At 72.1% G+C, this 14,554-nt stretch carries 14 protein-coding genes; 10 read left to right on the top strand and 4 right to left on the bottom strand.

The window, feature by feature from the left end:
* Positions 1-4 precede the first annotated feature (4 nt).
* The 4 genes from AC3EU2_RS08800 to AC3EU2_RS08785 all read right to left on the bottom strand — a co-directional run bounded on the left by AC3EU2_RS08800 (position 5) and on the right by AC3EU2_RS08785 (position 5,097).
* Entirely contained in the window at positions 5-595 is a 591-nt protein-coding gene (locus AC3EU2_RS08800; RefSeq protein WP_488179331.1) for a universal stress protein, read from the bottom strand.
* 11 nt (positions 596-606) lie between these two features.
* Positions 607-2,091, bottom strand: coding sequence for an MFS transporter (locus AC3EU2_RS08795; RefSeq protein WP_488179330.1), 1,485 nt, complete (start codon positions 2,089-2,091; stop codon positions 607-609).
* Positions 2,092-2,206: 115 nt separating this feature from the next.
* Positions 2,207-3,484 carry an MFS transporter gene (locus AC3EU2_RS08790; protein ID WP_488179328.1) on the bottom strand — a complete coding sequence of 426 codons (1,278 nt, stop codon included), beginning with the start codon at positions 3,482-3,484 and terminating at the stop codon, positions 2,207-2,209.
* A 140-nt stretch (positions 3,485-3,624) separates the two neighbouring features.
* On the bottom strand, positions 3,625-5,097 hold the full coding sequence (locus tag AC3EU2_RS08785) for an alkaline phosphatase PhoX (RefSeq protein ID WP_488179326.1): 1,473 nt from the start codon (positions 5,095-5,097) through the stop codon (positions 3,625-3,627).
* Positions 5,098-5,167: 70 nt separating this feature from the next.
* Between AC3EU2_RS08785 and mobA the strand changes: the two genes are divergently transcribed.
* From mobA to AC3EU2_RS08735, 10 genes are all read left to right on the top strand, one after another.
* Complete coding sequence (gene mobA / locus AC3EU2_RS08780) at positions 5,168-5,728, top strand: molybdenum cofactor guanylyltransferase (RefSeq protein ID WP_488179325.1); 561 nt, start codon at positions 5,168-5,170, stop codon at positions 5,726-5,728.
* A gap of 86 nt (positions 5,729-5,814) precedes the next feature.
* Complete coding sequence (locus AC3EU2_RS08775) at positions 5,815-6,795, top strand: NAD(P)H-quinone oxidoreductase (RefSeq protein ID WP_488179324.1); 981 nt, start codon at positions 5,815-5,817, stop codon at positions 6,793-6,795.
* 206 nt (positions 6,796-7,001) lie between these two features.
* On the top strand, positions 7,002-7,691 hold the full coding sequence (locus AC3EU2_RS08770) for a PadR family transcriptional regulator (protein ID WP_488179323.1): 690 nt from the start codon (positions 7,002-7,004) through the stop codon (positions 7,689-7,691).
* Positions 7,688-8,419 carry an ABC transporter ATP-binding protein gene (locus tag AC3EU2_RS08765; RefSeq protein ID WP_488179322.1) on the top strand — a complete coding sequence of 244 codons (732 nt, stop codon included), beginning with the start codon at positions 7,688-7,690 and terminating at the stop codon, positions 8,417-8,419. Before AC3EU2_RS08770 ends, AC3EU2_RS08765 begins: the two co-directional genes overlap by 4 nt.
* On the top strand, positions 8,416-11,286 hold the full coding sequence (locus AC3EU2_RS08760; RefSeq protein ID WP_488179321.1) for an FtsX-like permease family protein: 2,871 nt from the start codon (positions 8,416-8,418) through the stop codon (positions 11,284-11,286). Before AC3EU2_RS08765 ends, AC3EU2_RS08760 begins: the two co-directional genes overlap by 4 nt.
* A 16-nt stretch (positions 11,287-11,302) precedes the next feature.
* A complete protein-coding gene (locus AC3EU2_RS08755) occupies positions 11,303-11,887 on the top strand; it encodes a TIGR03086 family metal-binding protein (RefSeq protein WP_488179320.1) in 585 nt (194 codons plus the stop codon).
* Between the two features lie 25 nt (positions 11,888-11,912).
* On the top strand, positions 11,913-12,542 hold the full coding sequence (locus tag AC3EU2_RS08750; RefSeq protein ID WP_488179319.1) for a bacterial proteasome activator family protein: 630 nt from the start codon (positions 11,913-11,915) through the stop codon (positions 12,540-12,542).
* 30 nt (positions 12,543-12,572) lie between these two features.
* Positions 12,573-12,800, top strand: a complete 228-nt coding sequence (locus AC3EU2_RS08745; RefSeq protein WP_488179318.1) for a hypothetical protein — start codon at positions 12,573-12,575, stop codon at positions 12,798-12,800.
* Between the two features lie 60 nt (positions 12,801-12,860).
* On the top strand, positions 12,861-13,490 hold the full coding sequence (locus AC3EU2_RS08740) for a WD40/YVTN/BNR-like repeat-containing protein (RefSeq protein ID WP_488179317.1): 630 nt from the start codon (positions 12,861-12,863) through the stop codon (positions 13,488-13,490).
* Between the two features lie 128 nt (positions 13,491-13,618).
* The gene (locus tag AC3EU2_RS08735) at positions 13,619-14,554 is read left to right on the top strand and encodes an acyl-ACP desaturase (protein WP_488179316.1); all 936 of its coding nucleotides are present in this window, start codon (positions 13,619-13,621) and stop codon (positions 14,552-14,554) included.

Below are 14,554 nucleotides of genomic sequence, written 5' to 3'. Positions count from 1 at the left end.
GCGGTCAGTCGTTGAGCAGCGGCGGCCGGTAGCCCGGCCGGCCGGCCAGCGCCGCCGAACGCACGACCGAGCGGCCCACGGCGCGGCTCGCGCGGCTGAGGACTCCGGGCGGCTCGTGCAGGAACCGGGGCGGCATGACGACGACCGGGCAGCTCGCCGCGTAGACGAGGCGCTGCGCGAACAGCGGCGGCCCGGTGAAGGTGCGGGGGGCGTCGATGACGAGCAGGTCGGCATCGTCGGCGGCCGCGAGGAGGACCTTGCGCTTCCCGCCGCGCACGACCCGGAGCTCGGCGCCGTGGTCGGGACCGAGCGCCTCCGCCACGTCGGCCTCGAGCGCAGCCCGTTCGGCGTGCTCGGCGTCCCGCTCGTCCGTCACCCGGGCAGCGGCAGCCCCCGACGTCGTGCCCGGCGGGCCGGTGACCCGCCATGACCGGACGGCCACGAGGCGGCCCTGGTTCTGCGCGGCCTGGGCGGCGCCCCAGATGAGGGCCTTCGGCGACCGCGAGGTGGCACTGACCCCGACGACGACCGTGTAGGGGTGGTCAGCCGGGTGGTCGTCGCCGTCGTCACGCACGTTCTCGATGTTCTCGCTCATGGCCGACCTTCTCAGACCGGGAGCTTGACGGTCTCGTTGCCGTCCTCGTCGTAGCTGCTCAGCGGTGGCGCGATCTCCTCGAGCGACTTGCCCTCGGCATCGACGCCCCAGACCGCCGCGACGGTGGCGCCGACGAGCATGATCCCCGACGCGATGAGGTAGCCCCAGAACATCGGGGTCCGGTCCTCACCCTCGCCGATGAGCCAGCCGTAGAAGACGGGGCCGATGGCGCCGAAGACCTGGGCGGTGGCGAAGAAGTACGAGATCGCCTGGCCGCGCACCTCCATCGGGAAGATCTCGGAGACGGTGAGGTAGCCGGCCGAGGCACCCGCCGAGGCGAAGAAGAACGCGAGGCACCAGAAGGCGGTGTGCGTCCAGGCCGACAGCATGTCCGCCTGGAAGAGGAAGGCCGACACCGCCAGCACGATGGCGGCGAACGCGTAGCAGCCACCGATCATCTTGCGTCGTCCGATGGTGTCGAAGAACGGGCCGAGAAGGAGTGGCCCGAGCAGGTTGCCGACGGCGAACGGGAAGAAGTAGATCGCGGCCCCCGACGCGTCCAGGTCGTAGAAGTTCTGGAGCACGAGGGAGTACGTGAAGAAGATGGCGTTGTAGAGGAAGCTCTGCGTGATCATCAGCGTCGCGCCGAGCACCGTCCGCTTGGGGTAGAGCGTGAAGAAGACGTAGGCCAGCTGCCTCGGGGTCAGGCCCTCGCGCGGCTTGAGCCACATGCCGTCCCGCTTCTCGTCCAGCTTGGGCAGCTTCTTGCCCGCGGCCACGACCTCCGCCTCGACCCGGGAGACGATCCGCTCGGCCTCCTCGGCCTTGCCGTGGGTGACCATCCACCGCGGGCTCTCCGGGATGTGCCGGCGCAGGAAGATGATCGCCAGGCCCAGGACCGGGCCGATGAGGAAGGCCAGTCGCCAGCCGACGTTGTCGCCGAAACGGTCGGTGTCGAGGAAGTAGAGGCTGGCGAACGCGCCGATGCCCGCGCCGAACCAGTAGGTGCCGTTGATCGCGAGGTCCACGCGTCCGCGGAAGCGGCCGGGGATGAGCTCGTCGACCGCGGAGTTCACCGCGGAGTACTCGCCACCGATGCCCATGCCGGCGACGAAGCGCAGGGCGAGGAAGACCCACATGTTCGGGGAGAAGGCCGCGAGGCCGGACGCGACGAGGTAGAGGGCGAGGGTCAGGGTGAAGAGCTTCTTGCGGCCGAGGGTGTCGGTGAGCCGACCGAACCAGAGCGCACCGACCACCTCGCCCAGCAGGTAGACCGTGCCGGCGAGGCCGATCTCGGCGGTGCTCATGCCCAGCGCCTTCTCGAACCCGCCCGCCGCGACGATCTGGACCTCGAGCCCGTCGAGGACCCACGCGGTGCCGAGACCGAAGATCACCATCCAGTGGAACTTCGTCCATGGCATGTCGTGCATCCGGGCAGGGATGAGGCTCCTGATCGGCTTGCTCTCGACTTCTGCCTCCACCGCTGCCTTCGACATGCGACGACCTCCCCGTGCCCAGTACGGGTCGACCGTCCGCCGACCAGATGGCACGCTACGCGCGAACGCGCTGACCTGCGGCTTTGGAGGTGGGGGTCTTTTCGCGGGCCCGCCGTCAGTCCCTGAGCGGGTGGGCGAGCTCGTCGGCGGGCAGCCGGGCCCAGAGGATCGCGACCACCGCGATGACGCTCGGGACGAGCCCGGCGATGAGGAACGTGGGCCGCAGCCCGATCGCCTCGGAGACGGGTCCGGCCAGCGCCATCGACACCGGCATGAGGCTGATCGAGACGAAGAAGTCCAGGCTCGACACCCGGCCGATGAGGGACGGGGGGACCCGGCGCTGCAGCAGCGTGCCCCAGATGACCATCGGGGCCGAGAAGCAGGCACCGAGGACGAAGGCGGACACGACGACGACCCAGAGCCGACCGGCATACCCGATCACGGCGAGCGGGACCGTCCCGACTCCCCACAGCAGGTTCATCCACGTGAGGTAGCGCCGCGGCATGCGCAACGAGGCCATGACGAGCGACCCGGCGGCGCCGCCGAGGCCGAACGCGGCGAGCACCCAGGCGTGCTCGCGTGGGCCGCCGCCGAGGCGGTCCTTGATGAGGAAGGGCAGGAGGACCTCGAGCGCACCCATGACCACGAGGACCATGAGGCTGGCGAAGAGCAGCGTCGCGAGCAGCCACGGAGCGCGGACCATGTAGGAGAAGCCCTCGCGCATGTCGGTCGCGGCCGAACGGACCGGGTGTCGCGCGTGGAGGTCGTCGAGCCGGCGGCGCAGCGGGGTCTCGGGGACGGCGATGAGCGCGAGCAGGCCGAGCAGCACCGACCCGGCGGCGATGCTCACCGCGAACCCCGGGCTGGCCGCGGCGACGGCGGCCCCGGCCACCGCGGGACCGATGGCCTGGCCGATCGTCGGGCGGACCATGCCCTCGAAACCGTTGACCGCCATGAGGTCTCGCTCGTCGACCAGCGCCGGCAGCCACGCCGTGTAGGCGGGGTAGTAGAACGCCATCCCGGCGCCATTGACGAACCCGATGACGGCGAGCATCCACAGCGCCGTCACCCCGGTGAGCGACAGCGCCGCCACCGTCGACATGCAGGCGAGCTCGACGCCGGCGACGACGAGGAGGATCCGCTTCTGCGGGACGCGGTCCGCGACGACACCGGCGAGCAGCGCGGGCAGGATCACCCCAACCGCCGACGAGGTCGCGACGACGCTCAGCTGCGACGCGCCGCCGCCGATGCGCACGACCTCCCACACCAGGGCGACGGCCCAGACCCCGCTCGCGAACGTCGTGAAGACGAGCGCGACCGCGAGCCGTCGGTACGCCGCACCCCGGAACGGGGTGAGGGCGCGCGGCAGCTGCCGCTCGGTGAGGTCGGTCATCCTCCCAGCGTCCACCCGTCCGCCGACAGCACGCCACCGGGTTTTGCGGTGGATGTGGCGAGAGCCCCCGGACGCGGACGGCGTGTGCCGGTCAGTGGCTGACCGGCACACGCCGTGCTGCGTGCTCGAGGACCGAAGCGTCAGACGCCGATGCGCTCCCACGGGCCCCAGATGGCGAAGGACATGCCATTGAACGCCTGGATGTTGACGAAGAGCGTCCGGCCGTCCGGGCTGAACGTCGACCCGGCGAACTCGTCACCGAAGCGAGGCGCCCCGTCGCCGCCGACCCGCAGCCGGTTGAGCGCGATGTCCCACAGCTGGCCGCCGCGGCTCAGGCCGCGCAGGTAGTTGTCGCCGCTGCTGTCCTCGCAGACGACGAGGGTGCCACGGTCGCTCACCGTGATGTTGTCGGGGAAGTCGAACGTCTCCTTGCCCGGCGACTGGTAGACGAGGCGCAGCTTCTCCGAGCGGGTGTCGTAGGCCCAGACCTGGCCGAAGCCGTTGCCGTAGCCGTTGATCAGCTCGTCACCGGTCTCGGCGGGGCCCCCGCCCTGCGTGGACGTGAAGTAGACGACCCCGTTGTCGTAGATCTGCCCCTCGAGTCGGGAGAACCCGGCCGCGCCCTGGGCCCGGCCTTGGTCGCCGACGTACTGCAGCGCCTCGTCGTTGGTCGTCGGCGCCGTCTGGCCCGGGGTGTAGGGGAAGGTCGGGTCCGGGTCGTCGATGTCGACCCACTCGACCTTGTAGGTCGCACCCTTGGACTGGTGGGCCTCGAGGTGGGCGTTCGGCTGTCCCTTGACCGCGAGCATCTGCAACCTGCCCATGTTGTCGAGGTGACCGGTCCGCATCGGGTTGCGCCTCGGGGTGTAGCGGTAGAAGCCCGACGGGAAGGCGAAGTTGTCCTCGGTGAGGTAGAGCCGGCCCTCGCGCGGGTCGAACGACACCGCCTCGTGCGGGAAGCGCCCGGCCTTCGTGATGGGCTCCGCGTCGGCACGCCCCCTGGTCGGCACCTCGAACACGTAGCCGTGCGGCTTGGTCAGCGTGATGTTCGGCCTCGTCGTGAAGTCCGGGCCGACGTCGGGACCGTTGACGGTCTCCTCGCACGTCACCCAGGCGCCCCACGGCATCTGTCCGCCCGAGCAGTTCATCATCGTGCCGCTGATCGCCGTCCACGCCGCCTTGACGTTGCCGCGCCCGTCGACGTCGACGTGGGTGCAGCCACCCTGAGCCATCGGGTCGTAGACGTGGTCGCCGCCACCGGCAGGTCCGAACGCCGGCCCGGGGTTGTTGACCTCGTGGTTGCGGATGAGGGTGATGGAGCCCCTGGGTCCCCTGAAGGCGCCCATGCCGTCGTGGCGACCGGGCAGGAGGGTGCCGTCGTCGAGGGTGACCGTGGTCTCGGTGTCGTGGAACGAGCGGTACGAGAAGCCCTCCGGCAGGTGCAGCCGCACCTTGCCGTCCCGCTCGTCCGGGATGGGGCGCAGCGCACGGAAGGCGGGCGCGCCCAGTCCCGCGGCCGGTCCGGCCACGAGTCCCTGGAACGGTCCGCCGAGGGCGGTGGCCCCCGCGGCGACTGCGGCACCCTTGAGGACGGTGCGTCTTTCAACTGCCATTGGTCCGACTCCTTCGTCGTGGACTGGTCCCCTCAACGTAGGTGGGGTCACCGACGGCGACAATGGTCATGTGAGTACATCCGTGACGGTTCTCGTGCTGGCCGGCGGGTCGTCACGCCGGTTCGGCTCGGACAAGCTCGACGCCCGCCTCGGCGACCGGTCGGTGCTGGACCACTGCCTGTCGGGTATGCCGTCGGGCTGGGACCTCGTCGTCGTCGGCCCGTCGCGTCCGGTCCCGGACGCCGTGGCCGGGCGGGTGCGCTGGGCCCGCGAGGTGCCGTCCGGCGGGGGCCCTCTCGCGGGGATCGCGGCCGGTCTGAAGGTCGTGTCGGCCGGCGTCGTGTGCGTGGCACCGGGTGACGCGCCACGCGCCGGCGAGGTGCTGCCGCTGCTGGTCGCGGCACTGGAGGCAGACCCCTCGCTGGCGGGTGCCGTGCTGAGCGACGGAGCGGGACACGTGAACCCGCTGCTCGCGGCGTACCGCACCGACGCCCTGCGCCGAGCCATGCCCGCCGACGCGCACGGCCTCCCGGCGCGCACCCTGCTGTCGATCCCCCACTGCGAGGTGCGTGCGCCCTTCGAGGTGCCCGACGTGGACACCCCGGAGGACCTCGACGCGATGACGCCCTGACGTCGATGACGGGGACATCGCGATCCGACCCGGTTGCAACCGGGCAGGGTGACGATGGCCGCGTCACCGCGCCGTACGTTGGGGACATGAAGGCGATCACCATCCCCACGCCGGGCGGCCCCGAGGCCCTCGTGCTCACCGACGTCGACGTGCCCGAGCCCGCCGCGGGCGAGGTGCGGGTCACCGTGGCCGCCGCCGGCGTCAACCGCGCCGACGTCATGCAGCGGATGGGTCGATACAACCCGCCGCCGGGCATGACCGAGGTCCCCGGCCTCGAGGTGTCCGGGGTCGTCGACGCCGTCGGCGACGAGGTCACCGAGTGGGTCGTCGGCGACCGGGTGTGCGCGCTCCTCGTCGGCGGCGGCTACGCCGAGCAGGTCGTCGTGCCCGCCGCCCAGGTGCTGCCGATCCCGCCGGGGGTCGACCTCGTCGAGGCCGCCGCCCTGCCCGAGGTGGCGTGCACGGTGTGGTCCAACGTCTTCCTCACCGCCAACCTCCAGCCGGGAGAGACCTTCCTCGTCCACGGTGGGTCGTCGGGGATCGGCACCATGGCCATCCAGCTCGCCCGCGAGGTCGGGGCCCTCGTCGCGGTGACCGCCGGCTCGCAGGAGAAGCTCGACGCATGCCGTGACCTCGGCGCCGAGGTGCTCATCAACTACCGCGACCAGGACTTCGTCGAGGAGATCCGGCGGGCGACCGACGGCCAGGGCGCCGACGTCATCCTCGACAACATGGGCGCGAAGTACCTGACCCGCAACGTCGAGGCGCTCGCCACGGCCGGCCGGCTCGTCGTCATCGGCCTCCAGGGTGGCGTCAAGGGCGAGCTCGACCTCGGCGTCCTGCTCCGCAAGCGGGCCGCCGTCATCGCCACCTCGCTGCGCGCCCGCCCCCTCGCCGAGAAGGCGACGATCGTCGCCGCCGTCCGCGAGCACGTCTGGCCGCTCGTCGCCGACGGCCGCGTGCGCCCCGTCGTGCACTCGCGGCACGCCCTCGCGGACGCGAGCCGGGCCCACGCCGAGATGGAGTCGAGCACCCACATCGGCAAGATCCTCCTCCTCCCGACCTGACCCGCGCTGACCCGCGCCTGAGCGCGGAGCGCCCCAGGGGACGAGCCCTTGCCCTGACCCGTAATACCCGGTATACATGTCCTGTACGAGCACGGCATACCGGGTATTCAGGCAGGTCAGGGGCCGCCCTGGGTCTAGGGTATGCCGGCTCGGCACCGCCCGCGAGAACGCAGGAGTCTCGCGTCGAGCCACCGAGGGAGACGCACATGTCGGTCAAGCAGGGACTCATGGCCCTCCTCGCGGAGGGCCCCATGTACGGAGCCCAGCTGCGAGCGGAGTTCGAGCAGCGCACCGGCGGCACCTGGCCGCTCAACGTCGGGCAGGTCTACACGACTCTCGCCCGGCTCGAGCGCGACGGACTCGTCGAGGCCACCGGCGAGGCCGACGCCGAGGGCCGCATCCCCTACCGCCTCACCCCGGCCGGCGCGAGCGAGGTCACCACGTGGTGGCGCACGCCGGTCGACCGCGACAGCACGCCGCGCAACGAGCTGACCATCAAGCTGGCGCTCGCCGTGACCGTGCCCGGGGTCGACGTGCAGGCCGTCGCGCAGACCCAGCGCACGAGCACCCTGCGCCACCTGCACGACCTCACCCGGCTCAAGCAGCAGGTCATGGCCAGGCAGCGCGCCGCCGAGCAGGCGGGCGAGGACAGCCGCCCCGGCGATGGCGAGGTCAACAACGACCTCGCCTGGCTCCTCGTCCTCGAGAACCTCATCTTCACCGCCGAGGCCGAGGTCCGCTGGCTCGACCACGTCGAGACCCGGCTCCACCGGGAGTCCCTGCGCCCTTTCCCCCGACGGGCGAGCGCTTACGCCGCGGACGCTGCGGGGGCCGGCCGGACGGCATACCGGCCTGAGCGGGACACCGAGACCGAGGCGACGGGGGCACGTCGATGACCACCCCCAGCCTCCTCCTCGACAACGTCAGCAGGGTCCACGGCACCGGCGAGACCGCCGTCCACGCCCTCGAGGGGGTGACCCTGGAGGTCATGCCCGGCGAGCTCGTCGCCGTCATGGGCCCGAGCGGCTCCGGCAAGTCCACGCTGCTCAACCTCGCCGGCGGCCTCGACATGGCGACCAGCGGACGCGTCGTCATCGAGGGGGACGACCTCACCGCGATGGACGCCAAGGGGATCGCCAGGCTGCGGCGTCGTCGCGTCGGCTTCGTCTTCCAGGACTACAACCTCATCCCCAGCCTCACCGCGGCCGAGAACGTCGCCCTCCCGCTCGAGCTCGACGGCGAACGGGTCGGCCAGGCCCGCCGTCACGCACGACAGGCGCTCGAGCTCATGGGCCTGCGCGAGCTCTCCGACCGGTTCCCCGACCAGATGTCCGGCGGCCAACAGCAGCGGGTCGCCATCGCCCGCGCCCTCGTCGGCACCCGCCGCCTCGTCCTCGCCGACGAGCCCACCGGGGCCCTCGACAGCCACACCGGCGAGGACGTCCTGCGGGTGCTCCGCGAGCGCTGCGACGCCGGCGTCGCCGGGCTGCTCGTCACGCACGAGGCACGGCACGCCGCGTGGGCCGACCGCGTCGTGTTCCTCCGCGACGGCGTCGTCGTCGACTCCACCGGGCGGGCCAGCTCGGCCGAGGACCTGCTCGACGCCACCGGCGCGAACCGATGACCACCCTGACCAGGCGGGGGGCTCGCACGGGGGCGCAGCCCCCCGCCGCCCCCGGGCCCTGCGCCGAGCCCGGCTCCGCGTGGCGCCGGTGGATCGGCAGCTGGGGCGTGGCCCTGCGCATGGCCCGCCGTGACGTGCGCCGGCACCGTGGGCGCAGCGCCCTCATCGTGATCATGGTGGCAGTGCCCACAGCGCTGCTCACCTTCGCGCTCGTCATCGGCGTGACGAGCCAGGTCAGCGGCGCCGAGTCGATCCCCGGACGCATGGGGAGCGGGGTCGCCGCCCTCACCTACCCCCAGCCCGGAGTCGTCGACCAGCCGTTCGACCCCGGGTTCTCCGCGGGGTCCGACGGCACCCGCGCGCCCACCCCGGGCTGGGTCGAGGAGGGGTCCGCGTTCGACAACGCCGAGGCGGTGGCCGCGCTCACCGGGACCCGGGCCGTGCCCTACGCGGAGGAGTACGGCACGACGAGGATCGGCGAACGACGTCTCACCGTGCAGAGCCTCGCGCTCGACGCGCGCGCCGGGGTCACCGACAAGGTCGAGGTCGTCAGCGGGCGTCTGCCCGAGCGACCGACCGAGGCCGTCGTGTCGACGTGGGGCGAGAGCCGTGGCCTGCCGACCAGCGGGTCGCTGCAGGTCCGAACCGGGGGGACCGAGGTGACGCTGCAGGTCGTCGGGCTGGCGCGCGTGCTCGGCGAGCCCGGCTCCCAGCTCGACCTCGTCGTCCCGCAGCCGCTGGTCGAGGGCCAGCCGGGCGGCGGGTGGATCCTGCTCGGCGACGACCCCGTCACCTGGCCCGAGGTCCGCGAGCTCAACCGCTACGGCTTCACCGTCTACTCCGCGGAGGTCCTCCAGAACCCACCCGACGTGAGCCAGCTGTCGGCCGACCAGAGGAGCCAGCTGGAGTACGACACCGACCGACTGGGGACGTTCCTGGCGATCGGAGGGGCTCTGCTCCTCGTCATCACGACCCTTCTCGTCGGACCGGCCTTCGCCGTGAGCGCGGCTCGCCAGCGCAGGACCCTCGCGCTTTCGGCGAGCAACGGCGCGACCACCGGGCAGCTGCGCCACACCGTGCTCGCCCAGGCCCTCGTCCTCGGCGCGCTCGCCGCCGTGGCAGGCGGCGGACTCGGCATCGCGGGCGCCTGGCTCACCACGCGCAGCGTCTGGCTCAGCTCCTACATCGGCAGCGGTGGACCCTTCGAGGTGCCGGCCGGGCCGGTCGTTCTCGTCACGCTCACTTCCGTGTCGAGCGCCGTCATCGCCGCCCTCATCCCCGCCCGTCGGCTCGGCCGCCTCGACATCGTCGGGGTGATGAAGGGCCAGAACGTCTCCCCGCCGCCGAGCCGGGCGGTGTTCGTCGTCGGGCTGGTCCTGGCCGGGACGGGGGCGTTCGCCGTGGTGTCCCTCGCCGCGGCGCAGGGGTCGGAGCTCGGCGTCGTCGTCGCCACCATCGCCCTCGTGGTCGGCGCGATCATGCTCGCCCCGATGGTCCTCGTCGTCATCGCCCGGCTGAGCGCCCGGTTGCCGGTCCCCCTGCGGATGGCGACCCGTGACGCCGGGCGCCAGCGCGCCCGCAGCGTCCCCGCCATCGCCGCGATCCTCGCGGGGGTCGCCGTCCTCACGATGACCCTCATCGCGAGCGGCAGCGACAACGAGCAGAGCCGGCGCGAGTACACGCCCCAGAACGTCATCGGGGACGCGACGATCTCCGGCAACACCAGCCCCACCCAGCAGCTCGACGCCGCCGCGATGCTCGCGAGCTTCACCCCGGTCCGCTCCGGCCTCCTCGTCACGCCTGTCGCCTCGGTCGCCACCGGCGACCCGTGGATGACCAGCAACGGAACCGAGCCGACCGAGCCCTTCGACCTCACGTCGGTCAACGTCGTGCCGCCGGGGTGCACTCCCGTCCAGACCGTCGAGGACACCGCCCCGTCGCCGGAGGACCGAGCCCCACGCTGCTCGGTCATCGGCACGCAGGCGATGGGCAACATCTCCGCGATGGGCATGACGACCACCGACGAGGTCGTCCGCCGCCTCACCCTCCTCGGACGCGAGGGTGACGTCGACGTCATCCGTCGCGGTGGTGTCGTCGTCGGCCGCGCCGAGGGCGCCCCCTCACTCGTCACGAACGGAACCGTCACGGTGGCCTCCGCCGTTCGCACCGTCGACCCGGCGGGTGACACCCCGCCGGAGGTCCGCGGGCTGCGGACCGTCTCGCTCCCGGCCGTGGAGGTCGAGCTCACCCGCGACACCGCCGGGATCATGCTGTCGCGGGCGATGCTCGTGCCCACGCCGGTGGCCACCGCCCACGGGTGGCCGCTCATGGTCGACCGGCTCACCGTCCACGACCCGGCCGGACCGATCTCGCAGGACCTCACCGACCGCCTCGGCTACACCGCGGACGACGACATCTGGATCGAGGCCGAGCGCGGCTTCCAGTCACCGCTGAAGTGGGTCGTCGCGATCCTCATCGGGATCTTCGTGCTGCTGCTGCTCGTCATCACCCTCACCTCCACGGCCCTCACGCTCGCCGAGCAGGAGCAGGACCAGGCGACGCTGGCAGCCCTGGGCTCCGGGCGTGGCACCCGGCGGGTCATGGCGGCCGCGCAGGCGTTCACGCTCTGCCTCATCGGCGCGGTCCTCGGCCTGGCCGTCGGCGTGGTCCCGGGGATCGGCCTCACCTACCCCCTCACCGCGCAGTCGTGGGACCCGGTCAGCGGCCAGAGCATCTCCTCCGACCCGGTCCTCGTCTTCCCGTGGCTCGTCCTCCTCGGGTTCGTCATCGCAGTCCCGGTGGTCGCAGCGGGACTCGCAGCGGCCGGCATACGGAAGGCTCCGGACGCGACCCGACGGACCGCCTGACTGACAGACTGCGCGTATGCCGTTGCCACACGACCCCGCCGGACGTCACCGTGCGATCGCCGCCACCTTCGCCGACCGGACGGTGGGCACGACCGACTGGGACGTGCCCAGCCCGGTCGACGGGTGGACCGCGCGAGACGTCGTGCGTCACCTCGTCGAGTGGTTCCCCGGCTTCCTGCGGGCGGGCACGGGAATCGAGCTCCCCGGCGGTCCGTCGGTCGACGCCGACCCGGTCGGGGCGTGGGAGGCGCAGGCCCGCGCCGTCCAGGCGGTCCTCGACGACCCGGCCACCGAGACTGCGATGCTGGAGAACCGGCACATCGGCACCATCCCCCTGCCCGGCGCGATCGACCAGTTCTACACGGCCGACGTCTTCATGCACACGTGGGACCTCGCCCGAGCGACGGGGCAGGATGACCGGCTCGACTCCGAGTTCGCGAACCAGCTGTTCAGCGGGATGCAGGAGCACGACGAGATGCTGCGGGCGTCGGGGCAGTACGGGCCGAAGGTGGACGTGCCGGAGAGCGCGGACATCACCGACCGGCTCATGGGCTTCGTCGGGCGCGACCCCTCGTGGACGCCGCCCGACCGAGGCCACTGACGCGCGTTGGGGCAGGATGATTGACATGACCGACCAGCCCCGCACCACCGAGGACGAGCAGGCCGAGCAGCCGCAGCAGGTGCACGGCACCGCGACGATCGACGACGACCGCGTCGTCGTCGTCACACCCGAGGGGATGGGTGTCGCCGACCGCACCGAGGGCGGGCGCCAGGTCCAGAACCCGGCCGACCTCGTCGAGCAGCCGGCCAAGGTCATGCGGATCGGGTCGATGATCAAGCAGCTCCTCGAGGAGGTCCGCAACGCGCCGCTCGACGAGAAGGGCCGGGTCCGCCTCGCCGACGTCCACGAGCGCTCCATCGCCGAGCTCAAGGACGGCCTCGCGCCCGAGCTCGTCGAGGAGCTCGACCGGATCGCCCTGCCGTTCAGCGACGACGCACCCTCCGACGCCGAGCTCCGGGTCGCCCAGGCCCAGCTCGTCGGGTGGCTCGAGGGGCTCTTCCACGGCATCCAGACGGCGCTCGTCGCCCAGCAGATGGCCGCGCAGGCACAGCTGCAGCAGATGCGGGCGCTCCCGCCCGGCCACGCGCCGGCGCCGGGAGCCCAGGGGCCGCCGATGGGCATGCCCAACATGCCCGGCGGCCGCCCCGTCCAGCCCGGCGAGGGCCCGGGCGAGGGCACCGGCCAGTACCTCTGACGTTCGGGTCAGCGGGACCTCACGCCGCGCGTGACCGCCGAGGTGCGGCAGGGTGGCGGGCATGCGCACCTCGATCAGGACCCTCACCGCTCCCCTCTGTGCCGTCGCGCGCTGCTCGCGCTCGCCGTCCCCGTCGCGAGTGCCTCACCACCTCCCGCGCCGGCCCAGCTCGAGTGGTCGGTGACGACCGTCGACGCCGACCAGAGCTTCCGCGGCCTCGACGCGGTCGACCGCTTCGCGGATCTACCGCACCACTGACGGTGGCACGACGTGGACCGAGACGTTCCGCAACACCGAACCGACCGCGTTCTCAACTGCATGGACTTCTACCCCGGCGGCAGGCGCGGCCTGGCCGTGAGCGACCCGGTCGACGGGAAGTTCCGGATCTTCACCGGGGACGGGGGCCGCTCGCGGGAGGTCCTACCGGACGCGGGGATGCCCGACTCGACCGGTGAGGCGAACTTCTCGGCGAGCGTCGACTGCCTCACCATCTCCGGTCGGGACGCGTGGTTCGGGTCAGGAGGCGCGGCCTCCCGGGTGTTCCACTCGACCGACCGCGGCCTGACCTGGACGGCCACCGACTCCGGGATCCCCGCCGGCGAGGCGGCCGGAGTCTTCGGCCTCGCCTTCGCCAACCCGCGCCAGGGAGTCGCCGTCGGCGGCGACTTCTCCGCACCCGCGGACGGGGTCGACGCGGCGTCGACGACCCGTGACGGGGACTCGTGGACCAGCGCCGGCGACCTCACGCACCTCGGCGAGGACGCGGCACACCTCCGTCGTCTGCTCGTCGTCGTCGGCGAGTCGGGAGCGGTGGGCGGCAGCAGCGCCTCGGCCGACGGCGGCCGGTCCTGGACGCGCTTCAGCGACGTCGGCTTCCACACCCTCGACTGCACCCGCGACGGCGCCTGCTGGGCCGCCGGGGGCCGGGGTCGCGTCGGCACCCTCTGACCACCACCTCGCCTCGTGTGCCTCAGCGCGAGCCCTGGCTCGCGCTGAGGCACACGAGGCGACGGGTGGGGCGAAAACACTGGCGAGTAACTGGAGGGGGTTAACTACGCGAGCGTAGGTTGGCCAGCATGACCGCGACCACCTGGAGCCAGACCGACCTGCTGCGCGAGATGAACCAGGTGGTCGAGGGCGAGCTCAACCGTCACCTCGCCGTCGCGAAGGACTGGTACCCGCACGACTACATCCCGTGGAGCGACGGGCGCAACTTCGACGGCCTCATGGGCGGTGACGCGTGGAGCCCCGACGACGCACCGATCTCTGACGTCGCGCGCTCGGCGCTCATCGTCAACCTGCTCACCGAGGACAACCTCCCGAGCTATCACCACGAGATCGCCATCATCTTCGGGCGCGACGACGCGTGGGGCGAGTGGGTGCACCGCTGGACTGCCGAGGAGGGCCGGCACGGCATCGCCATGCGCGACTACATGCTCGTCAAGCGCATGGTCGATCCGGCGGTCCTCGAGGACTTCCGGATGACCCACATGTCCAAGGGCTACGAGTCGGCCCACAGCGGCGAGCTGCTGCACTCGTTGGCATACGTGTCGTTCCAGGAGCTCGCGACGCGGGTGTCGCACCGCAACACCGGTCGGTTCACCGACGACCCGATGGCCGACCAGCTCCTGCAGCGGATCGCGGCCGACGAGAACCTCCACATGATCTTCTACCGCAACCTGCTCAACGCGGCGCTCCAGCTCGACCCCAGCGCCTCGATGATGGCGATCCGCGACGTCGTCAAGGGGTTCCAGATGCCCGGCACCGACATCCCGGGCTTCCAGCGCAAGGCCGTCGAGATGGCTGTGGCCGGGATCTACGACCTGCGCCAGCACCGCGACGACGTCGTCGCCCCGGTGCTGCGATTCTGGAAGGTGTGGGACGTCGAGAACCTCTCGGCCGAGGGCGAGCAGGCCCGGACCGAGCTCGACGCGCTCATGGCCGACCTCGACACCAAGGCCTCCCGCTTCGAGGACAAGCGCGACACCCTCGCCGCGCGCATGAACCTCTGA

The sequence above is a fragment of the Knoellia sp. B-D-2 genome, from assembly GCF_057714695.1.
The sequence above is the reverse complement of the archived record's forward strand: the minus strand, read 5'-3'. Positions and strand labels throughout refer to the sequence as shown.